The sequence below is a fragment of the Streptococcus hillyeri genome (genome assembly GCF_003686955.1).
In the GTDB taxonomy this organism is placed as follows: Bacteria; Bacillota; Bacilli; order Lactobacillales; family Streptococcaceae; genus Streptococcus; species Streptococcus hillyeri.
Genome location: NZ_RCVM01000001.1, coordinates 211889 through 236858, shown reverse-complemented (window position 1 = coordinate 236858; position 24970 = coordinate 211889). Strand labels below are relative to the sequence as shown.

Annotated in this window: 26 protein-coding genes, 1 tRNA gene and 1 riboswitch; of the genes, 10 read left to right on the top strand and 17 right to left on the bottom strand. The window is 39.8% G+C overall.

Annotated elements, in window-relative coordinates; genetic code table 11:
* Positions 1-22 precede the first annotated feature (22 nt).
* The 10 genes from macP to EAF07_RS01045 form a co-directional block, all read right to left on the bottom strand.
* On the bottom strand, positions 23-277 hold the full coding sequence (macP, locus tag EAF07_RS01090) for a cell wall synthase accessory phosphoprotein MacP (RefSeq protein ID WP_121834449.1): 255 nt from the start codon (positions 275-277) through the stop codon (positions 23-25).
* A 2-nt stretch (positions 278-279) separates the two neighbouring features.
* Positions 280-831, bottom strand: a complete 552-nt coding sequence (locus EAF07_RS01085; RefSeq protein WP_121834448.1) for an NUDIX hydrolase — start codon at positions 829-831, stop codon at positions 280-282.
* A gap of 103 nt (positions 832-934) precedes the next feature.
* Positions 935-2314 carry a bifunctional UDP-N-acetylglucosamine diphosphorylase/glucosamine-1-phosphate N-acetyltransferase GlmU gene (glmU, locus tag EAF07_RS01080; protein ID WP_121834447.1) on the bottom strand — a complete coding sequence of 460 codons (1380 nt, stop codon included), beginning with the start codon at positions 2312-2314 and terminating at the stop codon, positions 935-937.
* 50 nt (positions 2315-2364) lie between these two features.
* A complete protein-coding gene (locus EAF07_RS01075; RefSeq protein ID WP_121834446.1) occupies positions 2365-3345 on the bottom strand; it encodes a Gfo/Idh/MocA family protein in 981 nt (326 codons plus the stop codon).
* Positions 3346-3348: 3 nt separating this feature from the next.
* Entirely contained in the window at positions 3349-4611 is a 1263-nt protein-coding gene (locus tag EAF07_RS01070) for a hypothetical protein (RefSeq protein WP_121834445.1), read from the bottom strand.
* Positions 4612-4623: 12 nt separating this feature from the next.
* Positions 4624-5499: a DUF4300 family protein gene (locus tag EAF07_RS01065; RefSeq protein WP_121834444.1), complete on the bottom strand. Its 876-nt coding sequence runs from the start codon at positions 5497-5499 to the stop codon at positions 4624-4626.
* Positions 5500-5511: 12 nt separating this feature from the next.
* Positions 5512-5955, bottom strand: a complete 444-nt coding sequence (locus EAF07_RS01060; RefSeq protein ID WP_121834443.1) for an ASCH domain-containing protein — start codon at positions 5953-5955, stop codon at positions 5512-5514.
* A gap of 367 nt (positions 5956-6322) precedes the next feature.
* Positions 6323-6988, bottom strand: coding sequence for a hypothetical protein (locus tag EAF07_RS01055; RefSeq protein WP_121834442.1), 666 nt, complete (start codon positions 6986-6988; stop codon positions 6323-6325).
* Between the two features lies 1 nt (position 6989).
* Positions 6990-7838, bottom strand: a complete 849-nt coding sequence (locus tag EAF07_RS01050; RefSeq protein WP_121834441.1) for an ATP-binding cassette domain-containing protein — start codon at positions 7836-7838, stop codon at positions 6990-6992.
* Entirely contained in the window at positions 7835-8203 is a 369-nt protein-coding gene (locus EAF07_RS01045) for a GntR family transcriptional regulator (protein WP_121834440.1), read from the bottom strand. The genes EAF07_RS01050 and EAF07_RS01045 overlap by 4 nt, the downstream gene beginning before the upstream one ends.
* A 170-nt stretch (positions 8204-8373) precedes the next feature.
* On the opposite strand from EAF07_RS01045, the gene EAF07_RS10855 reads away from it, so the two are divergent.
* The 5 genes from EAF07_RS10855 to EAF07_RS01030 are packed head-to-tail and all read left to right on the top strand — an operon-like array spanning position 8374 to position 10557.
* Positions 8374-8502, top strand: a complete 129-nt coding sequence (locus EAF07_RS10855) for an SPJ_0845 family protein (protein WP_281272435.1) — start codon at positions 8374-8376, stop codon at positions 8500-8502.
* Positions 8489-8665: a hypothetical protein gene (locus tag EAF07_RS10570; RefSeq protein ID WP_183121632.1), complete on the top strand. Its 177-nt coding sequence runs from the start codon at positions 8489-8491 to the stop codon at positions 8663-8665. The genes EAF07_RS10855 and EAF07_RS10570 overlap by 14 nt, the downstream gene beginning before the upstream one ends.
* A complete protein-coding gene (locus EAF07_RS01040) occupies positions 8649-8846 on the top strand; it encodes a hypothetical protein (protein WP_220702219.1) in 198 nt (65 codons plus the stop codon). Before EAF07_RS10570 ends, EAF07_RS01040 begins: the two co-directional genes overlap by 17 nt.
* Positions 8846-9742 (top strand): permease, encoded by an 897-nt coding sequence (locus EAF07_RS01035; protein WP_121834438.1) that lies wholly within the window; start codon positions 8846-8848, stop codon positions 9740-9742. Before EAF07_RS01040 ends, EAF07_RS01035 begins: the two co-directional genes overlap by 1 nt.
* On the top strand, positions 9742-10557 hold the full coding sequence (locus tag EAF07_RS01030; protein ID WP_121834437.1) for a TIGR03943 family putative permease subunit: 816 nt from the start codon (positions 9742-9744) through the stop codon (positions 10555-10557). The genes EAF07_RS01035 and EAF07_RS01030 overlap by 1 nt, the downstream gene beginning before the upstream one ends.
* 623 nt (positions 10558-11180) lie before the next feature.
* Here the strand turns inward: EAF07_RS01030 and metG are convergent.
* From metG to EAF07_RS00995, 5 genes are all read right to left on the bottom strand, one after another.
* Entirely contained in the window at positions 11181-13241 is a 2061-nt protein-coding gene (metG, locus tag EAF07_RS01015) for a methionine--tRNA ligase (RefSeq protein WP_121834434.1), read from the bottom strand.
* A gap of 134 nt (positions 13242-13375) precedes the next feature.
* Positions 13376-13465: transfer RNA gene (locus tag EAF07_RS01010), tRNA-Ser, on the bottom strand.
* A 119-nt stretch (positions 13466-13584) separates the two neighbouring features.
* Entirely contained in the window at positions 13585-14631 is a 1047-nt protein-coding gene (locus tag EAF07_RS01005) for a hypothetical protein (RefSeq protein ID WP_121834433.1), read from the bottom strand.
* Between the two features lie 33 nt (positions 14632-14664).
* Complete coding sequence (locus tag EAF07_RS01000) at positions 14665-16002, bottom strand: M20 family metallopeptidase (RefSeq protein ID WP_121834432.1); 1338 nt, start codon at positions 16000-16002, stop codon at positions 14665-14667.
* 135 nt (positions 16003-16137) lie between these two features.
* A complete protein-coding gene (locus EAF07_RS00995; RefSeq protein ID WP_121834431.1) occupies positions 16138-17808 on the bottom strand; it encodes a hypothetical protein in 1671 nt (556 codons plus the stop codon).
* Positions 17809-17982: 174 nt separating this feature from the next.
* Here EAF07_RS00995 and EAF07_RS00990 point away from each other — a divergent pair, with 174 nt between their 5' ends.
* The 4 genes from EAF07_RS00990 to glpK all read left to right on the top strand — a co-directional run bounded on the left by EAF07_RS00990 (position 17983) and on the right by glpK (position 22395).
* Positions 17983-18810 carry an exodeoxyribonuclease III gene (locus EAF07_RS00990; RefSeq protein WP_121834430.1) on the top strand — a complete coding sequence of 276 codons (828 nt, stop codon included), beginning with the start codon at positions 17983-17985 and terminating at the stop codon, positions 18808-18810.
* Positions 18811-18938: 128 nt separating this feature from the next.
* A riboswitch (PreQ1 riboswitch) is annotated at positions 18939-18983 on the top strand.
* 125 nt (positions 18984-19108) lie between these two features.
* Positions 19109-20077, top strand: a complete 969-nt coding sequence (locus EAF07_RS00985) for a nucleoside hydrolase (protein ID WP_121834429.1) — start codon at positions 19109-19111, stop codon at positions 20075-20077.
* A 15-nt stretch (positions 20078-20092) separates the two neighbouring features.
* The gene (locus tag EAF07_RS00980; protein ID WP_121834428.1) at positions 20093-20644 is read left to right on the top strand and encodes an ECF transporter S component; all 552 of its coding nucleotides are present in this window, start codon (positions 20093-20095) and stop codon (positions 20642-20644) included.
* Positions 20645-20898: 254 nt separating this feature from the next.
* On the top strand, positions 20899-22395 hold the full coding sequence (gene glpK, locus EAF07_RS00975) for a glycerol kinase GlpK (protein ID WP_121834427.1): 1497 nt from the start codon (positions 20899-20901) through the stop codon (positions 22393-22395).
* Positions 22396-22461: 66 nt separating this feature from the next.
* Here glpK and nth read toward each other — a convergent pair whose 3' ends face one another.
* Positions 22462-23088, bottom strand: a complete 627-nt coding sequence (gene nth / locus EAF07_RS00970; RefSeq protein WP_121834426.1) for an endonuclease III — start codon at positions 23086-23088, stop codon at positions 22462-22464.
* Between the two features lie 72 nt (positions 23089-23160).
* Here nth and EAF07_RS00965 point away from each other — a divergent pair, with 72 nt between their 5' ends.
* Positions 23161-23817 carry a DNA alkylation repair protein gene (locus tag EAF07_RS00965; protein WP_121834425.1) on the top strand — a complete coding sequence of 219 codons (657 nt, stop codon included), beginning with the start codon at positions 23161-23163 and terminating at the stop codon, positions 23815-23817.
* A 133-nt stretch (positions 23818-23950) separates the two neighbouring features.
* On the opposite strand, the gene EAF07_RS00960 is transcribed toward EAF07_RS00965, so the two are convergent.
* Positions 23951-24961, bottom strand: coding sequence for an ArsR/SmtB family transcription factor (locus EAF07_RS00960; protein ID WP_142925581.1), 1011 nt, complete (start codon positions 24959-24961; stop codon positions 23951-23953).
* Between the last annotated feature and the right edge of the window lie 9 nt (positions 24962-24970).

The following is a 24970-nucleotide window of genomic DNA, read 5'->3' as shown; positions in this document are numbered from 1 at the left end:
CAAACACTCCTTTCTTTATAAGTTACCAGTTAAATACTGCATAAATTAGTAATGATAGTAATAATAAAATGATGGTTAAAATGAAATTGAGTTTTCGACGAAATTGATTTTTTTTGGCATTTTCAATTCGTCTGCTTTTGATGATGCGGTCAATTTCAATCTCATCCATTTGTATCGTTTGACCCGTTCTCAGCTCATGTTCGTAAAGGATGTCCTCTAGACTTTCTCCACGATTGTAGCGGTCAATCATATCGTCTGTCAAAAGCGGTTTGCTCATGACTATTTTCCTCCAAATGTTAAGGCATAGTATTGTAATGCCATGATGGTCTTGGCATCACAAATATCACCTGTTTCTATTAATTTTAGGCAGTCATCTAAGGTTAATTCAAAGATTTCAAGAACTTCATCGTCATCTTGTGGTCTAGGATTTGGCACTTTTACTAAATCAGTTGCCAAGTAGAGCTTAATCTTTTCATTGCAGAAACCAATAGCTGTATAGAATTCGTAGATTTGCTCAAGCTTGCCACTGTAGCCTGTCTCTTCTTCTAATTCACGAGAGGCTGCTTCTTGTTCAGAACCATTTTCTCCAATTTCAAGTTTGCCAGCAGGAATTTCATACGAAATTTTTTCGATTGCTTTGCGGTATTGTTTCACAATGATAATCTTATTCTCTGGTGTGACAGCTAGAACAGCAACCGCTCCCTTGTGAAAAATTAATTCACGTTTGGCTTGTCCGAGATTATTTGGTAATTCGACATCATCTACTGCCACTGTAAAAATGTGACCTTCAAATACGATATCGCGTTTCAGTGTTTTTTCTTCAAAATCCATAAAAATACCCCTTAATGACATTCTACGTTCCAATTTTACTATATTTTAGTTTGGATTGCTATTGTTAACTAAAAACCAAGTTGGTTAGACTTGGTTTAGTGTGTTATTTATTGTTAGGGTGATGCGGTAAACGTTTGGCGTAACCGTCTTTATTTTCTTGACGTGCACGACCAATAGCCACGCTATCTGCTGGGACTTTTTTAGTGATGGTTGAACCAGCTGCTGTCAGTGCTCTATCACCAACTTCAAGCGGTGCGATGAGGGTCGAATTTGAACCTATAAAGACATTGTCTCCGATGACTGTCTTGTATTTCCCTTTGCCATCATAATTCACCGTAATGGTTCCAGCTCCAAAATTAACGTCTTTACCGACTTCCGCATTGCCGATGTAAGTCAAGTGTCCCGCTTTGCTATTTTCCCCAATAGATGAACCTTTGACTTCAACGAAATTACCAATGTGAACATCTTTGGCTAAGGACGAACCTGGACGAATATGGGCGTAAGGTCCAACGGTTACGCCATCTGCAACTGTTGAGTTTTCAATCATCGAGTTCGTAATAACAGTCCCTTGACCAATGATTGAATCTACAATGTAGGTCCCATTAGTCAAAACACTTTCAGCACCAATCCTCGTTTGACCTTTTAGAGTGACATTAGCCTCAATTTGTACGTCCGGTGCAATGTCAACATCAACTTCGATGTAAGTAGCTTCAGGGTTTTGGAAAGAAACGCCATTCACCATATGGGCTTTGTTAATACGGCGACGCATGACATTTTCTGCTGTCGCAAGGGCTACGCGGTCATTAACACCAAGACTTTCATTGAAATCGTGAAGGACATACGCTCCTACTTTTTCACCGTTTTCACGGAAAATAGAAATCACATCAGTTAGGTAATATTCCCCTTGAGCATTGTTGGTATTGATATTTTTTAGCGCTTCAAAAAGGCGTTTATTATCAAAGACGTAGGTTCCAGTATTGATTTCTTTGACTTGTTGCTCAAACTCAGTCGCATCTTTTTGTTCAACAATCTTAGTCACTTCGCCATGTTGGTTACGGATAATACGACCATAGCCAAACGGGTCATCTGCTGTAGCGGTTAAAATTGTCGCAACATTTTTATGATTGACATGGAAATCAATCAGATTTTTCAAGCTTTCACCTGTTATAAGAGGCGTATCACCTGCAATGACCAAGGTTTGACCTTCTAGATTTGCCAATTCTTCTTCAGCCATCATAACAGCATGACCTGTGCCTAGTTGTTCTGTTTGAAGCGCAAAAGATGATTTCTCAGCAAGAACTTCTCTCACTAGCTCTGCTTTGTGACCAATAACTGTTACCGTTTTCTCTGGATTAAGAGCTGACACCGCACGAAAAACATGTTCAAGCATGGTGATACCAGACACCTTGTGTAAGACTTTTGGCAGGTCAGATTTCATACGTGTCCCTTTACCTGCCGCTAAAATAATAGCATAATTTGACATTCTATTTCCTTCTTTTCTTATCATTTACTGTTTTATTATAGCATAACACGTCAAACTATTTCATTCTTTGTCATGCTGTCAACTGCTTTTTCTAGGACTGTCATCACAAGACGACTGTGCTCCAAAGCCTTATCACGCGCCGCAAGGTCGTTTTCTCTAATAATACGTTCAAAGACGACAAACTCTGCGTGCATACGGTGATGTGGGGTGTTGGTATTTTGGCGTTTTGCTATTTCACCATTGAGTGTCAGGCTAATTTCAGGCATGGTGTTTGTTGGCCCTAAAATAGCAATTGATCCTTTATCACCTTGCAAGGTAGATTTTATCTCAGCCGAGCAATCTTTTGCCCCGATAGCAACTGCCTTGAAGGTCCCATAATCCATAATCAGTATTCCTGAAGTATCCACTCCACGTTCCATATTCGGCAAGTAAGTAACGGTTTTAGGCTCTCCAAATAAGCCAACAACCAAGTGAATGTTATAGATGTTGAGGTCACGAAGAGCTCCCCCTCCCATCTCTGGGTTAAAAGCTGGCGCGATTTCACCACGTTTAAAGGCATCATAGCGTGAACTGTATTGAGAATAGTTGCATTCCACAATTTTGAGATTGCCTAACTGTTTGAGATTTTCTCTGATGTAATGAAAATTCCCTAAATATTGGTTCGTAATAGCCTCTAGGAGCATTAGCTGACGTTGCTCTGCTATTGTCACCAAATCCTCAAACTCAGCAAGAGTGAGCGTAAATGGTTTCTCACAAATGACATGCTTACCTGCTAAAAGTGCTTCCTTGGCGTAAGCATAGTGGGTATGGTTTGGTGTCCCAATATAAATCGTGTCAACGTCTGGGCTATTTAAAATATCAGCATAATCGCTCGTGGCAAGCGCTAAATGGTATTGAGCAGCTAATTCCTTCGCCGTCTCAATACTGCGAGGGGTTGAGAGAATACCTGACAACGTAATCCCATCAATCTCAGTTAAAATGGGTAGCACTTCCTTAACAATCATACCCGTGCCTAATAAGGCTAATTTCATCGCTTATTCCTCTTTTTCTTGTTTTCCTAAAATAAACTTTTTGACAACATTTGATTTCGGATTTAGGTAGGCAGTTTCTAGATAATCTTGAAAAACTCCTGGTGTCAACATCCCATGGCTAGCCATAATGTCTGATGCCACATCTCCCATAATAGTATCAGCCAGTAAGACACAATTTGTTGTCATCACAAAATAAGTCTTAAATTTAGAACGTCTAAATTTGAACAAATCAACGGCATAGCGCTGACTTATTTGCCCCAAGTAACTAGCCTTTTGTTTATCAGTTGCCAGATGAAAGGGTCTAGTATTCTCAAATAGTGTTGAGAGATTGTGGTCAATACTCGCTTTCTGCTCTTCAGTCAATGAGATGCCGTAGCCAAATACCGCTCGCCAATCGTCATTTGCCAAACTCTCTAGATAATCATCACTTGATAAGCTAAAGAGAACACCGTCACCAATCATACCACCTAAAAAAGAGCGTTCTGGATCATACTGACCATAGGCATAGGTCTTGCCTTTATAAGAAATGTCAACATGCCCCATTGCCTCAAAGCCTTTACGAGCTGTGTGAACCCAAATTTCTAGATCAACAGGTTTTTCACTCTTTTCAGCTGGTGTGAAGACCAATTGATCACTTTTTTTGAGCGATAACCATTTATTAACTTGTTTTAAAGCTGAAACTGGAATAAAGGCTGATAATATGACAGGTAAGCCCATTCGAAAACGACGAGAATACTCAGATTGAGGCAAAAAATAAGCGTCTAATATCCGTGATAGTCCCAAAAACATAAAATAAATGCCTAAAACCCAATAAATGAGATCCGTCACCTGTTTTAAATCAAATAAGGCAAAACTACCTAACAAAAAATGTAACAGCCCTTCCGTCAATGGACGAAAGAATAATTTATTTTCCGTACGATAGACCAAGAAACAATCAATAAGAACGATAACACCAATTGCAAATAGATCTAAAGCCACAATTAATGCGACTAATCGAACAGGGATAATCACACGATTAAGCAATAATAGGCTCAGCAAGGCATCTAATAAAATGTTCTTCCACGTCAATTGACTAGCGCCTTTTAATTTGTTCCGTACTGATTGAATGGTCTTCCCTAAAAAAATCAAGCCAAACAACCAAAACAGCACCGCTGGGAAGCGTGACTGATATTGCAGCAAGAAAAATCCTGTTGCAAGCAAAGCGATGCCGAAGCTATACAACACACCTTTTCTCTTTCCTAAAGCTTCAGCAAATGTTTCTACCATCATTTCTCTCCTTTATGCCTCGAAAGGCTGATCATTTTCCATTATAAATGGCTGTGTACTCCCCGAGGTATCTGTATCATATTTCATCATAAGATAGTTATAAACGGCCTTTTTATCAGCAAATTTCAAGACTTGATAAGGTTCTTCAAACGATATCTTTTCGACAAAAAGATAGTCTTGTTGCTCCGGCACAAGCACGCCCACATGCCCAATAAAAAGTTTGGTCGCAGCTTGGTCTAGCTGATCATGAAACCAGACCGAAATCATTTTGACTTTTGGATTGGAAAACACAACACCCTGTTGTCTCCAATAATCCTGTACCTTTGCTATATGCACCGTTGTATCTGTTGTATTTTCAGTAGCGACCGCCCCAAAAATAATTTTAAAGCGTCCCTGTTCTTCTGGGCTTAATTGGTAAATAGCTGGCGCATCTACCATGGCTTCCTGTTCAATGAACAAGAGACTGTCATCAGCTTTAACCATTGGTGTCAGTTCAATATCTGATTTTAACAATTGAAAAGTGGTCAAGCGGCAATTGTAACCTGGAAATAAGGGGAATTGTTCCACCCATTGATCACTAATCGCACCAATATCATAGGTCGGAATTAGCTTTTTCGAAATGCCATAACCAGACTGAACCAAACTTTCTGTTGGAATTTGCTGGTTATAAAAGGTTACTTGTTTGATAAACTGCGTTATATTATTCTGTGGCAATGTCTCAGCCAGTACCTTTTCAACGGATTCTTGTGTCTTGGTATCCAATAAATTGGAATAGACAATCTCAGTTTTAGTCTCCGACAGTTCTGAAAACTGATCGTTCTGTCCTTGGCAAGCCGCCAAAAACACTGTTGTCAAAGCACATATTCCTATCGTTAGAAATTTCTTCATGCCATCTTCTCCTTAATCTAAGGGATAAACAACCTCAAACTCTTCTAAAACAATCTGACTATCCTCGTTAAAGGCTAGTCCACATTCTTCAAAATAAGGTTCAAAAAAGTCACGATGAGCTTGGCGCCAGTAGGATAAACTTCTATCTCCCTCACCTTCTTTGAAGGCATGCTCTACTGACACCTGATGAAATGGGACGATACTGACCTTAGTAATCTTAATAATACAAACCGCTCTGCCATTGCCATCTAAAATCACATCATAAGTGCCAACCTCAGGTATCGGCTCATCGTCTATCTGATAGAGGTCATAGGCAGAGGCAGTCGCTGTTTTAATACCATCAACCACTAATTGGGCAAGTTCGTCTGGGGCAACACCAAAGGCCCAAGCATCTATCTCATCTCCAATTGCAGGGTTAATTTTCTTATAGTTATTCCATAATTCAGCTGCGTTCATGACCTAATCCTCTTTCGTCCTAATAGTCTATTACTTATTATAGCATAAAAAGCCCCACTATTGCGGAGCTTCAGTTTGAATAAAAAGTCTTTTTAATACTTTCCTTAAGTGATGTCGGACGTCAGCGACTTCCTGCAGAATTCCATGACTAATATTTGAGCCCGAGGTCTCAAATATTCCAAGTGTCAGAAATATTGAATTTTAGCCATTTCTGACACTTTCATCACGGCGGAAGTATCCTTCGTTGGCTCGCTATCGCTCGCGAGAAATAGGAAAATCATTTTAACTTGCAAAGCTTCTATTATTTATTCTGCTTGATAAAATTGATTTTGTCTACAGTCTGCCCCCGCTATTGCAGAGCTTAGCCTCATTTATAGTATTCTTTACTGTTATGATTATAAATACTAAACCAAAGCAGGGCTAAAAGAATCGTAATGAGGCCACCTTGAGTGAGTTGTAGGGCTGTCTCAAGAAGCCAGATAAAGGATTCACCACCACCCATGTCCCAAAAAACGCTAAAGCCCCAAACCATGACGAGAATACCTCCGAGAAGTAAGCCACGTCCATTAGCAGTTACTTTATTAAACAAAAGAGCAATATGTGTACCCAAGAGACCAAAAATCAAGTGAGCCAAGAAAATGGAAAGGTATCCCCTAACTAATTCTACATTTGACAAATTACCATCTGTATCAAAAAGCGTCAGAATGACATTGCTCGGATACATCTTATCAATGACTGGTACTAACGTCACTAGCAATACAAAATAACTAAATGCAAAAGTCACTTGTCGCGCCACTAAACTAAGATAAAAGTCTTTACGACTAACACCTAACTGAGTAAATAGACGAAAATTTACAGCTACCCCAGCCATTCCCGACAATAAACTAATAAGATACATCAGTGGATGGACATGGTATTGCACCTGTCCTAGATTGACATTAATTATACCTCTATGGAGAGATAGACTCCCCAACATTATCGGAAGAAAGTAAATGAGTGGTTTTAATTGATAAAGGTAACATTTCTTAAACATCTTAAACCTCCTGTGTCAGATAAATCAAGTAATCCTGTAAATTGAGAGAAGTCATCTCAACCTCAGAAGGCAGTTGAGAAGGTCTATCTCCTAAAATCACTACCTGCTTGGTTTTTCCAAGAGTGCTCGTTTCAAGAATGGTCTTTCCAAGTGACAATTCAGTGACCAAGTGCTTAGGTCCTGTTAAGGTGTAGCCCTTTGTGAGCAGATGCTCAACAGTATCCTGAACCTTAATCTGTCCACGGTCAATGATAATGACTTCTTCCAAAAGCGGTGCGACTTCCTCGATTAGGTGACTTGAAATGACAAGCGTTCGAGGACGGTTGTCATAGGCCATAAGTAAAGCTTGATTGACTTTTTTGCGTTGGGCAGCATCAAGTCCTAGCACAGGTTCATCTAGAAAGACATAATCTGCTGAAACAGAAAGCGCTACGATTAATTTTGCTACCGACTGATAACCCGTTGACAATTTAATCAATTTTTTAGAACCATCTAAACCAAATAACTGACAAAGTTCCATGGCAAACTCATCATCAAAATCTGGATTGAGGTCTTTCAAGAGCTTTACAATCCCAATAAAAGAGTTATTAGCAGGCAACCAATGTTCTGTCGACATCAGATAAATGCGCTTTTGTTGCTGACTATCTTTTCTAGGGTCAACACCATCAAGGAAAATCTGCCCAGCGGTTTCTGTTAACTGATTAGCAATCATTTTTAACGTTGTGGTTTTCCCAGCTCCATTTCTCCCAAGGAAACCATAAATCGTTTCTTCTTTGAGTTCAAAAGATACACCAGACACCACTCCCTTACCCATAAAGCGTTTTGAAAGATTTGAAATCTTCAATGTCATTTGTCATACACCTCCTCAATCAGTTTTAGTAGCTCAGCTTTTTCCAAACCAAGCCCCTTAGCCATGTGAACTAGCTCATGAACTTGTCGCTCACTGAAGTACGTCCTTCTTTTTTTCTGTAAAATGGCTAGCGCACCGCTTGTCACAAAAGTCCCTGTGCCTCGACGTTTTTCAAGAACGCCTTCCGCAACCAAGAGATTCATTCCTTTAAGAACCGTCGCTGGATTAATTTGATAGGCGGCTGAAATTTCTGTCGTGGACGGAACCTGATCACCTTCGGCATAAATTCCCTGAAAAATAGACTCCTCTAACTGCTGAGCTACTTGCTGAAATAGGGATATATCGCTATCATAATTAAATTTCACCTTTTCTCCTCTCTATTGTTTTTTAGTTAATTAGTTAGTTACTTATATAAGTAACTATACAACATTGTAATCTGTTTGTCAACGGAAAACCATCCTCACAACTTACTTTTCAATTTTAAGTCTTTCACCATTCGTGATATAATGGTAAAAAATCAAAAAGGAGACCTGTTATGGCTATTACTTATAAAAAACAAGACGACTTAGAAAAAGTCCTCGAATCATTCGCAAAACTCCCTGACCTTGAAAAGGTAACTTTCCCGAAACCTCAAGACAATGAGAAAGCACATGACAAAAAATAAACGTGATACATTTTTTTATGTCCTTGTAGGTCTTATTGCTGCTCTTGTGGCTAGTTTTTTCCAACAAGGTTGGCAGCGATTTGTCGTTGTCGTTTTGATTATAGGATTATCTGGCTATGCCTATGAAAAATGGAAAGGAAAATCAAGTGGCAAAAAACAATAATAAAAACACTGATAATCAACTGGCAATAGGTATTTCATTGGGACTTAGTTTAGGTACTAGTATCGGACTAATTTTTGGAGAAATGTTTGGAAAACCTTTACTGGGATTGAGTTATGGCCCTGGTATCGGTATGTTACTAGGACTTATTGTTGCCCTGCTCTCTAAGGAAAAAGGTGACTAATGCTAGATTTTTTACCCAACCATGTCCTCCAATGGATGGCAGTCTTTCTTTCCATTATCATAGAAGCCCTGCCTTTCGTTCTGATTGGTGCCATCCTCTCAGGTTTTATTGAGGTCTTTGTTACTCACACGGTTGTGGAACGTTTTCTGCCAAAAAACAAGTTCCTCCGTATTCTTTTCGGAAGTTTGATTGGTTTTGTTTTTCCTTCCTGTGAGTGCGGCATTGTTCCCATTATCAACCGCTTTTTAGAGAAAAAAGTGCCGAGCTACACTGCCGTTCCCTTTTTGGCAACAGCTCCTATCATTAATCCTGTTGTTCTTTTTGCCACTTATTCTGCTTTTGGAAATAGCTGGCGCTTTGTCACCTTAAGACTTGTAGGAGCCATTCTCATTGCCTTCATTTTGGGCACTCTCTTAGCCTTTGTGGTTGATGATGACATTTTAAAACCAACTGCGCAGCCTAACCATTTTCATGACTATTCAGATAAAACTTTCTGGCAAAAGATTTTCTATGCCTTGGCTCATGCTATTGATGACTTTTTTGATGTCGGACGCTACTTGATTTTGGGAACCTTGGTGGCTTCTGCCATGCAGATTTACCTCCCAACACGAATTTTGACTTCCATCAGTACGACACCGCTCCTTGGCATTCTAATCCTCATGCTCATGGCCTTTATCCTATCACTTTGTAGCGAAGCAGATGCCTTTATCGGTGCTTCTCTGCTTTCAAGTTTTGGCATCGCACCTGTCATGGCCTTTTTATTGATTGGTCCCATGGTGGATATCAAAAACTTGCTCATGATGGCCAAGTCCTTTAAACCGTCATTCATTTTCTTTTTTGTCGGTACATCTAGTCTGATGGTTGTGATTTACTGCTTAATATTGGGGGTGATGTGATGATTCGTTTTTTGATTTTAGCTGGCTATTTTGAGATGTCCATGTATCTCTACCTGTCTGGAAAGCTGGACCAATATATCAATACTCACTATACTTATCTAGCCTACATTTCTATGGCACTCTCGCTGATTCTTGCTATCGTTCAACTGGTGATTTGGGTGAAAAACCTTAAGATGCACAGCCATTTGTCTGGGAAAATAGCGGTGCTAACCAGCCCGATCATTTTGATGTTTCCCATTTTCGTTGCCCTGCTTGTTCCTACCGTAACCCTCGACGCAACTACTGTATCTGCCAAGGGCTATAACTTTCCTTTGGCGGCTGGCTCAAACCTCGAGGTTGCTGAACAAGAAGGTTCAGAGGTGCAATACCTCAAACCTGACACCAGCCTTTATTTCACAGCGACAGGCTACCAAAAAGAAATGCAGAAGGCGCTAGCCAAATATTCAGAGAGTAATCAAGTCGAGATTACGACCGACAACTACATGGAGGTCATGGAGCTGATTTACCTCTACCCTGATGCCTTTTTAGGGAAAAGCATCCGCTTCACAGGCTTTGTCTACAATGAACCTGAGCACGAGGGACATCAATTTCTTTTCCGTTTTGGGATCATCCACTGCATTGCCGATTCTGGAGTTTATGGTCTGCTGACCACTGGTGGCACACAAACTTACCAAGACAACTCTTGGGTGACTGTCACAGGTCATCTGAAATTAGAATATAACCAACAACTAGAACAAACCTTGCCAGTTCTCCATATTGAAAACGAAAACCAGGTCAATCAACCTGATAATCCCTATGTTTACCGTGTGTTTTAAGGAGAGAGTCATGAACCTTTTTCTAGCTCTTATTATCCCACTCTCGTTTTGGGCTAGTAGCTTTGTCCTAAATGGTGGAACAACAAAGCCAAGATTACGACAACTGCTAACCTGGTCACTTATTATCATTTATGCCATTTATATTATTGTCACTTTGGTCTCTATTTATCTATTTCTGAAAGTTTTTATGTATTCCAAAGAGCCATTTCTACTACTTCTCAGCTTGGTAGGAGTGGTTTCCAGTTTAATCTTCATCTGGTTATTACGACAGCTCATAACATTACTCTAAAAGATAAGGAGTGTTTAAATTGCTGAAAAAGAAAAGAAATTTCATCCCCTTAATGCTAGGAATACTAGCCCTTTTCCTTGAAAAACAAACAGGACATCTCCTTGAAGGCTTTTTCTGTAGCTTTATTGGACTAATCCTTGCTATTAGGGAACATCGAAAATCTCAGTCTAATTATCTTTTTGAAATCTGTTTAAATATTATTGGACTCCTTTTGCCAACAATCGTGATAATCATCTTCTTCTATATCGCCTCACAGATGAAATATTGATTGACACTCAATTAGTTAAACAAGACAAAAACAGCTTCGCAAGTTGCGAGGCTGTTTTGAATTATTTTACCCAATCACGCTTCCATTTGGTACACTTGGGGCTACTGTTAAGACTGTTAGTTTGCCGTCATGTTCTGCTGAGAGAATCATGCCTTGGCTGATGTATTTTTTCATCATTTTACGTGGTTTGAGGTTGGCAACGATTTGGAGTTTTTTGCCGACCAATTCTTGTTCATTTGGATAGAATTTGGCAATACCCGACAAGATTTGGCGGTCTTCTCCATCGCCTGCGTCTAAGCGGAAGCAGAGAAGTTTATCAGAACCTTCTACCTTAGAGACTTCCTTGACTTCTGCGACACGGATTTCTACTGCATCGAAGGTTTCAAATTTAATCTCATCCTTAGAAGATTTCAATTCAACCTCTTCTGGGTTCCATTCTTTTTCAGTAGCTGGTTTGCCTGCTGTCATTTGTTCCTTGATGTAGGCAATTTCCTCTTCCATGTCAAGACGTGGGAAGATTGGGGTACCTTTTTCAACCACCTTGATACCTGTTGGAAGTCCTGACAATTCAAGATTTTTAAGGTCAAAGGCAGAGCCAAGTCCCAATTGTGCCATTATGGCATTTGATGTTTCCATCATGAATGGTTGAATCAGGTGAGCCACCACGCGCAGACTAGCTGCTAAATGTGCCATAACTGCTGCCAATTTCTCACGGTCAGCTTCATCTTTAGCAAGAACCCAAGGAGCTGTCTCGTCAATGTACTTGTTGGTACGAGAAATGATATTCCAAACGGCTTCTAGAGCGCGTGGGTAATCAACCGCATCCATGTTTTTATGGTAGGCTCCCAAGTTTTCAGCAACCACTGCTGCCAAATCAGCATCAAAATCAGTTGCTTGTGCAAAGGCAGGGATATCACCACCAAAGTATTTGTTAATCATAGCTACTGTACGGTTGAGCAAGTTTCCAAGGTCATTCGCCAATTCATAGTTGATACGACCTACATAATCTTCTGGGGTGAATGTTCCATCTGAACCAACTGGGAGGCTACGCATGAGGTAATAGCGAAGTGGATCAAGTCCGAAACGCTCTACCAACATTTCAGGGTAAACGACATTCCCTTTAGACTTAGACATTTTACCATCTTGTATGACAAACCAACCGTGGGCAATCAAGCGATTTGGCAATGGCAAATCAAGCGCCATCAAGATAATCGGCCAGTAAATGCTGTGGAAACGCAAGATGTCTTTCGCAATCATATGATTAACTTCTGATGCCACCTGAAATTCCCAAGTTTTATCAGTTTCATCTGTCCAAGATTTTGTGACAGTATTACCTAGCCAGAACTTGTCAAAATTCGCCGTATCAGTTTGTCCATAACCAAGAGCTGTCGCATAGTTCAAGAGGGCATCAATCCAAACGTAAACCACGTGTTTTGGATTTGATGGGACTTGTACCCCCCAAGTAAAGGTTGTCCGAGAAACCGCCAAATCTTCCAAACCAGGCTCAATGAAGTTTTTCAACATTTCATTCATGCGAGAATTTGGACTAATAAAATCTGGGTGAGCCTTAAAGAAGGCTTCCAAATGTTTTTGGTACTTGCTAAGTTTAAAGAAATACGATTCCTCTGTAACTAACTCAACTTCATGTCCAGATGGTGCAATACCGCCAATCACATTGCCAGCCTCATCACGGAAAACTTCTGCTAATTGACTTTCGGTGAAAAACTCTTCATCTGATACAGAATACCAACCTGAGTACTCACCAAGGTAAATGTCACCTTGCGCCAGCAATTTTTCAAAAACAGCAGCAACTACAGTCTCATGATAATCGTCAGTTGTGCGGATAAATTGGTTATAGCTAATACCCAAAAGTTCCCACAGCGCTTTAACCCCAACAGCCATACCGTCCACATATTCCTGGGGCGATAATCCTGCTTCTTCAGCTTTTGTTTGAATCTTTTGACCATGCTCATCAAGACCAGTCAAATAAAAAACATCTTTGTTCATCATGCGCTTGTAACGTGCTAAAACATCACAGGCGATAGTTGTCGTAGCGTTACCGATGTGCAATTTCCCAGATGGGTAATAAATCGGCGTGGTAATGTAAAATGAGTTATTTTCTGTCATTTTCTAAATCCTTTCAAGGCTAATGAAACCTTTTTGATGTAACAGTTTATTATACCATAAAATTTCTAATCCAGAAATGGACAACAAAAAAAGAGAACAAGTAATCTCATTCTCTTTTGATATCTCATAAAGTAAGGAGGATGTGGGATTCGAACCCACGCACGCTTTTACACGCCTGACGGTTTTCAAGACCGTTCCCTTCAGCCGGACTTGGGTAATCCTCCAACTACATGATTTATACTATCATTTTTTCCATTCACTGTCAATAACTTATAGCGAATAAACTTGCACTGATGTTACAAAATATTATCTCTATTTTCAATAATCATACACTTCTGTTGATTTAATAACCAACTTCTACCAATTCAATACTCTTTAGCTGATTTCCTTGGTAGTTCACTTTGCAAATGAGATAAAATTCTGGAAATTCTTGAGCAACCGTATCGTAAAGAAACAAATCAACTTCAAACTGATGATCTGTAATCTCTAAAACAGAAAGTTCTGTTTCCTCAAAAGAAACGAGATGGAATGCCGTCAGTTTTTGCTCACTCAAGAAATTCTGAATCTCTTGATGAAATTCTTCACGGGTCTTCTGAGAAGCGCCAAAACGGTCAAAAGCGATCGCATATTTTTCTGTGTGAAAATCTTGATGAATAACCCTAAACCATTTTTTGACCTGCTTCATAAGCTCAGGAGAGAGTTCCAATTGTTGCTCTTGTTTTAGTTTAAGCTCCGCTTTTTTTGAAAACAGTGGTGAAAAGAGTTGTCCTAGACCAATAAATAGCAGCCCTTCAATCATACCAAATGCCATCGAAGAAAAGGCAATTATCAAAATTTTAGCCACGGAAATCCAACTATCAAAATAGCCCAAAGCTAGCAAGGCAACAACCGTAACAATATGCACCCAGTTCTTTTCACGTTTAACTTTCTGAAGGGCTATTGTTGATTTTTTCTTAGCGAGTTCTTTATTATAGGCATTTTCAAAACTTGTTATCACCCATGATTTGAAAAACCAATTATAAGACATGTAACCAAACATAGGTCCCATACCAAAAAGAGTGGCAGAGGAAACAATTCCCTCAGGCCATCCTTCTCCCCTAGTGATAAAAGCTAGAATGATGGAAACGACACCGATTAGAAGAGAAAATAAAATGGCAGGCATTTGTATGGCTTCCCAAAAGGCCCAAAATCTTAGTTTTCTAGTATACTTATTCTGCACTTCTTTATTAATCCGAACACCCATAGCCAGATAATAATCTTCATAGGACGGATAATGACTCTTGTCAGCATATGTCCTAATAGCATGAACATTTCCCTCTTTATCAAAATAAGATAGAGTGCCTCGGTTACCCTCTAAGTAATCATCAATAATTTTCTTAACAAAAGACATCTCTACCTCCTTATAGTGAAGTCATATCTTGGCTTACTTCTCACAAGCTAAACGATACACTGCTTCTGCGTAGATGTCCATGGCCTTGTAGATATCTGATAAAGCTAGGTACTCATTTTCTTGGTGTTCGGTCTTGTCAGAGTCTGGGAAACACGCGCCATAGGCAACACAATTTGGCATGGTTCTGGCAAACGTTGCTCCTCCTGATGATTTGGCAGGCGTCATGTCACCAGTTTTATCTTGGTAAACGGACATAAGAGTCGTAACTAAGTCGCTATCCTTGGGAACATAAAGCGGTGGCAAATAATCGTGTTCAACATAGGTTAAGCCGTACTGTTGAGCAGCATCGTTTAAATCTGACATCACTTTTTTCACATCTGCCAGAACTGGAATTCTTAAGTCTAAGCGGATTTCAGAGCTGTCTTCGGTGATGGTCACTCCTGCAATGTTGAAAGACAGGTTGCCTGATTCTTGATCCCAAATTTTTCCTAACAACTTTTCACCAGTTGCGTCTTCCCCAACTCCTTTAAAGATAAAGGCTAAAGCGGGATGCTCAACTAATACATGCAAGCCTTTGGCCAATCTGACAATGGCATTGATACCAGATGGTGCATCCTTAGTGTGCTTAGCTAATCCTAATACTGTGATAGCGTCAGCTTTTTCTTCAAAGGCAAAATCTAGAGAACGTAATTGCTGGGCTAGGGCTTTTGACAAAGGACCTTGATAAGTAGCTTTGGCTGGGACAACATTGTAGGCATCACCAGCTTCGAGAGCAAGGAGCTCACTACCTGGACCAAGGAGCCTGGCTTGTAAAAGCCCCTTCTCAGCATAAGTCACAGGAAAGGTTGAATCTGGTGCAAATCCCATCGTTGCAACCTCTTCCTTTTCGGTATAATAACGGAGGCAACGCCATAGGGTCTCCTCATCTGTCCCAAAGATAAAACGAATCCGTTTCGTCAATTTTTCACCACAGTCCATCAGAGCTTTGACCGCAAAGAGTGCCGCCATTGACGGGCCTTTATCATCTTGAACACCGCGACCATAGAGATTACCATCTCTGATAACAGCTTCAAAAGGATGACTGTCCCATTTCGATAAATCACCAGCAGGAACCACATCTAAGTGGCAAAGAATAGCTAGTAAGTCGCTACCTTCTCCAACCTCAGCGTAGCCGTAATAACCGTCTGGGTCTCGATAAGTTTTAAACCCTAATTCGCTACAAAGGGTTAAAGTATCTGTCAGTACATCAGATATCGACTGACCAAACGGCGTTCCATTCTCACCTTCATTGCATACGGACGGAAAAGCAACTAGTCTCTGGATGGCTGAAATAACTTGCTCTTTATGAGATTCTTGAATAAATACTCTCATATAAGATAATACTTTCGCATTATTATATCACAAAACACCATATATTGTATAATTTTTCAAAAAAAGGTAGAACTTTCATTTCTATAAGCATAAAATAAACCCGAGTGTCTATTTGAAACACTCAGGTTTATGAGATTATTCTGCTGGTGTTAGCGTGAAATTTGTCAGGTAATTATCTTTAGCTAAATCTCCTGCAAACTGGTCTCCCACCTTAATAAACGGCAAATCATCTGGGGTGCTTGTGCTCGCTTTAACCTTATAAATGGTTTCGCCAAATTGTAAGTAGTAAATGGTGGTTCCGTTAATGGTTTGAACCGCCAAGGCTTCTACCGTTCCTGAAATGCTATTTTTCTTAGTGGTGCTACCGTCTGTTCCAACACCTGATAGAGCTCCTGTATCGGCATCAGTAAATTGAGCGATAAGGCTAGCAATATCATTATTAACGGTTACTTGTTGATAATCTTCGGCATCCACAAGGGCATAGGATTTCACAAGTCCAGCATCATCTTTTAGTGATACTAGATAAAAAGCTTTGCCATTTAGCTTAACTAAAGAAGGAGCTGTTGCACTGTAATTTTTTTCTTGAACTTCACCTTCTGCTGACTCTTGAGCCGCTGATTCAGTTGCTGAAGCAAGTTTGTAGTTAACCACTTCTCGTGTGCGCATGTTAACTAAGATGAAGCCTAGATTTGAAGAATCGGCTGTCGCTGAAGTAATCCCTGTGTAAAGATAGATGTCACTACCGATACTGATGTAGTTATAAATATCCGTCGTTTCTTTAACACCTGTCTGACTAAAGACTGTATTCCAAAAACCTTTTTGATAAGTATAGTAATCATCTACACGGGTAATCACATTATTAGCTGAAAAGACACGGTCAACCCATTTAGGAATATCTGCCAGTCCATATTCCTTGGTTTCACCTGTCACGGCATTTAGTAGCACAACACCTTTTGGATCGTTAGCACTAAGCATGAATTTAGGCTCATAAATAGTGGCTACATAATAAGGATTTCCTTCATCATCAACTTCAAAAGATGGATCTCCAAAAATCGTAAATGGATAGCGCAAGCGCAAGTGGCGCATCGTGTCATTAAGGAAATATTCAGAGTCAGAATACTTCATTCCATGATCAAGTTTTGCCAATTCCGCCTTACCTATTGTTTGATTAACTTTGACATAATAACCGATACCTTCATTGTGATTGCTCAGCCATTTCCAAAAGCTTTTATATTCAAGCGGAGACACACGATAGGGTTGCTCACCGATTGTGATTTGACGGTAATCATCTGAGATACCGAATTGAGACACTTTATCAATGGTCCCTAGGTAAGTATCCCCAATTTTTTCAGCAGATGGGCGGTCAAGCAAGGCTAATTTGGTAATATCCGTTTCTGGAAAATCTTCGATAAAATCTTTTTCAGTCACCGTAATGATATTAGCGTAGCTTTTTGCCCTAAAAATACGTGAGTTAAAGAAACTTAGGACTGTCATCAAAAGAAAAATGACCGTCGCTAATGTTAACGAAAATCCCAAAGGCTTTAGATAACGTTTAAAATCAATAGTAACATCACGCGCCACACCATGACGACCAACGCGATTAGCCTGCATCACCTTTTTCCCAGCTGAAACCGTATCAACAATACTCAGCAAGAAAAACGCTCCCGCCAACAACACTAACGCCCAAATCATAAAGTACCAAAACTCTGAACTCATCGGATTAATGGGCGGAAGATAAATCCAGTAACTTCCCAGTAAAATCACGCCCCATAAAATCCAAACCGTCGATTGAAATACCCTTTTCATGGTAACACCTCCTATAACTTTGATTTCATTATATCATATCTCTAGTACAAGTAAAGCGTTTACCTTGATTTTGACGATACAACACCCCTCCCCAAAATCTCAAATCCCTAAAGTCGCACATATGGCTCATTTTTGATAAAATGTAAAAAAGAAAACTAGAAAGAGAACCTTTAAATGAAACTGATTTCTTGGAATATTGATTCCCTCAACGCAGCCTTGACTGGCACTTCACCACGTAGCGAGTTATCACGCGCGGTACTTAATACCCTTGTCTCTGAAAATGCTGACATTATTGCCATTCAAGAGACGAAACTCTCTGCTGCTGGACCGACTAAGAAACACTTAGAAATCTTGGCCCAATATTTTCCTGATTATGATAACGCTTGGCGTTCATCCGTTGAGCCTGCGCGCAAAGGCTACGCTGGTACCATGTTTCTTTATAAAAAAACTCTTGAGCCTACAATCACTTTCCCAGAAATTGGTGCCCCTACCACAATGGATTGCGAAGGCCGCATCATTACACTAGAATTTGACAACTTTTTTGTCACGCAAGTCTACACCCCAAATGCTGGCGACGGCTTAAAACGCTTAGAAGACCGTCAAATCTGGGACGAAAAATACGCAGAATACTTGGCAGAATTAGACAAACAAAAACCTGTCTTAGCCACTGGTGACTACAATGTCGCTCATAAGGAAATTGACTTGGCAAACCCAGCAAGCAATCGTCAGTCACCTGGCTTTACTGATGAAGAACGCCACGGATTTACCAATCTATTGGCAAAAGGCTTTACAGACACCTTCCGTCATCTTAACGGAGATGTCCCAAGCGCCTATACTTGGTGGGCACAACGCAGCAAAACCTCAAAAATCAACAACACAGGCTGGAGAATTGATTACTGGCTCACTTCAAATCGTATCGCAGACAAGGTGACAAAATCAGATATGATTGATTCAGGTGCACGTCAAGACCATACCCCTATTGTGATGGAGATTGAACTGTAATTCAAAGGCTTTCTTCAAATTGAAGCATCTTAATGGTTTCTACGATTTTCATCTCACAACAAAGAAGCTCTTTACATCCAACCTTTAAAATAGTAAACTATTTAGGTGCATAAAAACAAGGATTTTTCCTTGGACTGGTTCGAAAACTTCCCAGAATAAAAAACTAAGTGACCTAAATTGTTAAGAACAGACCGCTGTTCTTTTTAATCATTGATTACTTTTTCTGGAGCAAAAGAACCAAACAAGATATCTTGTTGGCCTTTTGTTCTTTTTATTTTGACAGAAAGGAGATAAACTTATGAAAAAGCAAAAAATTATCATCGACTGTGATCCTGGTATTGATGATGCCTTGGCACTCATGTATGCGATTCAGCATCCTTCACTTGATGTCATTGCCATTACCATCACACCTGGCAACGTTCCAACTTCACTTGGTGTTCATAATGCCCTGCTAATCTTGGAAAAACTCAATCGCCTTGATATTCCTGTCTATGCTGGTTTGGAGAATCCTCTAAAACGAGACTTTGTGTCTGCACAAGATACGCACGGTATAGATGGTCTTGGTGAGACACATTTTACTCGCCAAACAGATACCGCAGCTCAACCTACTTCAGCTGTTGATTTCTTAGCCGACTTTTTCCAAAAACCAACCGATGTTAGTATCATAGCTCTTGGACCCTTGACTAATATTGCAAAGGCGCTACAAAACAATCCAAGTCTCGGTAAACATTGTCAGCGATTTGTCAGCATGGGCGGTAACTTTAAGTCAAACGGTAACTGCTCACCTGTTGCTGAGTACAATTATTGGTGTGACCCACATGCTGCTCAAGAGGTATTTGAAAAACTTGGTAAATCCATTGAAATGGTTGGTCTAGATGTCACACGAGAAATCGTTCTAACACCAAATCTTTTAGAGTACACTCGACACCTCAATCAAGAAACAGCTGACTTTATCCAACAAATCACACGTTTTTACTTTGATTTTCATTGGGAATACGAGACGATTATTGGCTGTGTGATCAATGATCCACTAGCTGTTGCCTATTTTATCAATCCTGATATCTGTGCTGGATTTTCGGCATATACCGATATCTCAACAGAAGGGATTGCATTAGGACAAACTGTCATTGATAGCCATAACTTTTATGGTAAACCAAGTAATGCCCACATTTTAACAACTGTTAACACTTATTCATTCTGGAAAGATTTCCTAACCACACTATTTCATGCACAAATTGATGAAGAACTCGTCAAAAAATTCATTTAATAGTTAGGAAAAACGATGTCTAAATTATCTAAAACTCACCTGCTCACCTTTATGGCAATGGCGATTGCCTTGAATATTGTTGGTGCTAATATTGCCCTCTTTTTAAAACTTCCAATCTACTTAGATACTATCGGAACACTTTTAATGGCTGTTGCCTTTGGACCATGGCTTGGTGTTGGAACAGCTACCATCAGTGCCTTAATTAACTGGATGACCACTGATATTTTTTCTCTTTATTTTGCTCCAGTAGCTATTATTGTTGCTCTAATGGCTGGATTTCTCATCAAAAATCAAGACAAGATGCATCACCTGATTTGGAAAAGTTTCCTCGTCTCATTGCCAGGAACAGTCACTGCTTCTATTATTACGGTTATCCTTTTTAAAGGAATTACATCAAGCGGATCTTCGTTGGTTGTTCAATTTTTAGCAGGCCTAGGTCTTGATATGACAACAAGCGTTATTTTAGTACAGGCTGGGACAGACTATCTTGATCGCTTGATTAGTCTTGTACTGGTTATTGCTATCCTCAAAGTCTTAAGTAAAAACATGCCATTTATCAAAGCCTAAAAACAACCTTTAGTCAGAGTGCAGTACCACTTCTGACTTTTTTAGTTATTGGTGGGTGACTTATAGCTAAACGTAAAAGGAGACGCAATTGATACACTCCCCTTATAGTGGACAGTGAAAAAACAAAAATGTTGTACTCAAAGCAAATAGTACCTCGATAATTTTCTATTTTGCTAAAATTAACTTTTTATCTTATAATATAGAAAACGATTTCATACTATTGTTATCGACATTGTAATGATTAAGGAGTTTTTATGTCATCATATATTCTTGCTATTGATGAGGGGACAACAAGTACCCGTGCTATTATTTTCGACCATAATGGTCAAAAGATTGGCGAAGGTCAGAGCGAATTTCCGCAGTATTTCCCAGAACCTGGTTGGGTAGAACACGATGCCAATGAAATTTGGGATGCTGTACTGTCCACAATAGCTGATGCTCTCATTGCCTCAAAAATCTCTCCATCAGAGATAGCTGGTATCGGAATTACCAATCAACGTGAGACCACTGTCATCTGGGATAAAAAAACAGGTGAACCTATTCATAAAGCAATTGTCTGGCAGTCTCGCCAAACCAGTGAACTTGCCGATCAGCTCATTGCCGATGGTTATTCTGACATGTTTCATCAAAAAACAGGTCTCATCATTGATGCTTACTTCTCTGCCACAAAAGTTCGTTGGCTACTTGACCATGTCCCCCATGCTCAAGAGCGTGCGGAAGCTGGGGAATTATTATTTGGTACCATTGATACTTGGCTTTTATGGAAATTGACCAATGGGAAAGTTCATGTGACTGACTATGCCAATGCCAGTCGTACCATGCTTTTTAATATTCACGACCTCACTTGGGACAAGGACATTTTAGAACTCTTAAACATTCCAAAAAAACTGTTACCAGAGGTTAAGAGCAATTCAGAAATCTATGGCTACGCAGAGCATTTTATTTTCTCAGACCACCACATTCCTATTTCTGGAATGGCAGGCGACCAACAAGCTGCACTCTTTGGCCAACTAGCTCTTGAAGAAGGTATGGTCAAAAACACCTACGGCACAGGTTCATTCATTGTGATGAATACTGGTAATCAACCTGTTCTTTCTCAACATAATCTGCTCACAACTATCGGCTATGCTATCAATGGACAAGTAACTTATGCCTTAGAAGGCTCTGTCTTTGTATCGGGCTCTGCCCTCCAATGGCTGCGCGACCAAATTAAGATTTTGCCATCCGCTCCAGAATCCGAGACAGCCGCTTACCGCTCTACCAGTCTCAATGAGGTGTACGTTGTTCCTGCCTTTACAGGACTTGGCGCTCCATATTGGGACAGCAAGGCTAGAGGTGCTATCTTTGGATTAACCAGAGGGACCAATTCTGATGACCTCATCAAAGCTACCATACAATCTCTTGCCTATCAAACAAGAGACGTTGTAGACACTATGACACTTGATACAGGTATCTCCATTCCAACGCTCCGAGTTGATGGCGGTGCAGCGAGAAATAATTACCTCTTACAATTCCAAGCAGATATCCTACAAACTCATATTGAGCGTGCGCAAAACCTAGAAACAACAGCTCTAGGCGCAGCTTTCTTAGCAGGCTTAGCGGTTGGGTTCTGGAAAGACACCAACGAATTACAAACCCTTTTCTCGCATGGACAAGTCTTCAAACCTCAAATCTCCCAAGACGACAGTCAAAAACTCTATAAGGGCTGGATACGTGCCGTTAAAGCGACTAGACTCTTTGGAGAAGAGTAAGAAACGCTACACGCTACACACACCTAAAAATGAAAAGTGAGAAAGTTTCGGCTCTCTCACTTTTAACTATTTTGGAAAGTTATAGAGTTGTGGATACTGATCACACTCTGGATTTTTGGGATGACAAATGGCACGTCCAAAGTAAATCATTGCTTGATGCGCAGCCAACCATTTTTCTGGTGGTAAGACAGAACAAACATAGTCCTCGACTTCACGAGGCGTCGCTGATTTTTTGACAAGATCGTGATGTTTGCAGATGCGTTCTACATGCGTATCAACAGCAAAGGCAGGAATGCCAAATCCCACTGACATCACAACATTAGCTGTTTTACGACCAACACCAGCCAAGCTCTCTAATTCTTTACGTGTTTGTGGGACCACACCACCAAAATCATCAACAAGTTGCTGAGCACATTTTTTCATAAACTTTGCCTTATTGCGATAGAGTCCTAAGCGTGAAATGTACTTAGCCAGCTCACTTTCAGAAGCTACTGCCATTGCCTCTGGCGTCGGAAAAGCTTCAAACAGAGCAGGTGTTACTTGATTAACAGCCTTATCTGTCGTCTGAGCTGATAAGAGTACAGCAATGACTAACTCAAAATGATTTTTAAAATCAAGGCTTGGTTTAGCGTCGGGGAAAAGAGCGATAATTTCTTCAAGAACATGTCTTGCACGTTTTTTTGATAATACCATATTCTCATTATACCAAACCTTTCTCAAAATCTTAGAATTGGTATCCTAAAATTTTTAGTGTAAAATAAACCTATGACAAATCGATTTTTAAACCTTAAACAAACTTTTGAACAATCAGCTAATCCTGAAAAAGCGCAAAAAATGTCAGCCTATATGCGTCATCAGTTTACTTTTTATGGTATTCCAACACCTGAACGGCGTAAAATTTATCATGAGCTCATTGCCACTGATAAAAAGGCAAAGCAAATTGACTGGAATCTTCTTGATTTAGCTTGGGCTGAGTCCCATCGTGAACTTCATTACTTTGTTTGTGATTATCTCAAGGGCTTACAAAAAGTCTTAACTTATGAAGATGTATCAAAACTCATCGCCTATGCCTCAAGCAAAGAATGGTGGGACACGATTGATCATTTTGACCGCATTTTTGGAAATATTGCTGACGCTAGAATTCCTAAACTCATGATAGACTTTTCCCTAGCTGATAACTTTTGGCTACGCCGCATTGCCATTGACCACCAATTAGGAAAAAAAGATAAGACAGACACCACTCTCCTCAAGCAAATTATAGTCAATAACCTTGGTAGCAATGAATTTTTTATCAATAAAGCTATCGGATGGGCACTTAGAGACTACTCAAAGACTAACCCCAACTGGGTTCGACAATTTATTAAAGACTACCAAAATCAACTAGCGCCACTATCTATTAGGGAGGGGAGTAAGCATATTTAATATAAAATCATTTTGACCATAATGATTAGCAAACTATGCGATTAAAAAAATAATCACTTAACACAAAAAGGCATAAAATCAGTTTTATCACTGGTCTTATGCCTTTTTTCTTCCACTTCCTACTTCTATTTTTTTACAAGTCAAAATCTTCTTGTATTTTTTCGACAAGTTCACGCAATAAGTCTTTATTCGCATCATAGCGAACCGCTTTATCGTCACGGTTAGCTTTCAAGAGGTTCGCATTGAGTAACTTCTGTGTATGAAAGGATACCCCTGGCCCTGTAATCCCTAACTTCTTGGCAATATCTTTTGTTTTCGCCAAAGGTTTTGTTAATTCAACCAAGACTTTGTAGCGACTCAAATCACTCAGAACTTTTAGAATCGTACTCAACTGATCATCATCCATGGCCTCACGCACTTGTAAAATCTGGTCTATTTGGCAAGAAAGAGTAATAATACTAGAATAATTTTTCAGGTGAGGAAGCGTCAGTTGATAAAGACGAATCAACCAGGCATTTAACAAAAATACCTCTACCTTGTCGCTCTGCTCTTCCATCTCTTTTTCTAGGAATGTTTCCAGTGACATCTGATTCAAAAACTGCTCTTTTTGAGATTGTCCCTTGTCCATAAAAGGCTGGTAAAGAGGAATTAAGCGGCGAGAGAGTTCAATCAATTTCTTCAAATTGCCAAGTAAATCTTGTGAAAAAGCGAGAAAATTCCATTTCAAATCTGAGCTAGCAGAACTATCTAGCAAAAGGTTTATCAGTGTTTGATTCGCATACTGTTCCACACTCTCTCCCAGTACAAGAGTTCGCAGACAATGCTCTACCTCATCAGCACTCAACTGTAATATCAACTCATGTGCTTCTTCTACTGTTTGCGGGTCATACCCCTTGTCTAATAAATAGAGGTAACAAGAACCTAACAAACTTATCCCATCACCCATAAGATAGTAGGTTAACATTTCCTCTTTAAAGGGAAGAAACAGCTGATACAAATCTTCTAATACTTGAAAGGTTTCACCTAGAATCTGTTTTTCTTTTTGACTAAATTCCCATTGCGACTCGGAACGTTCATGAAGAAAAGTTGGTAGTAAAAAATACTCAAAAATCTCACTGCGATAAGGTTGATAATCCATCTCCATAAGCATACC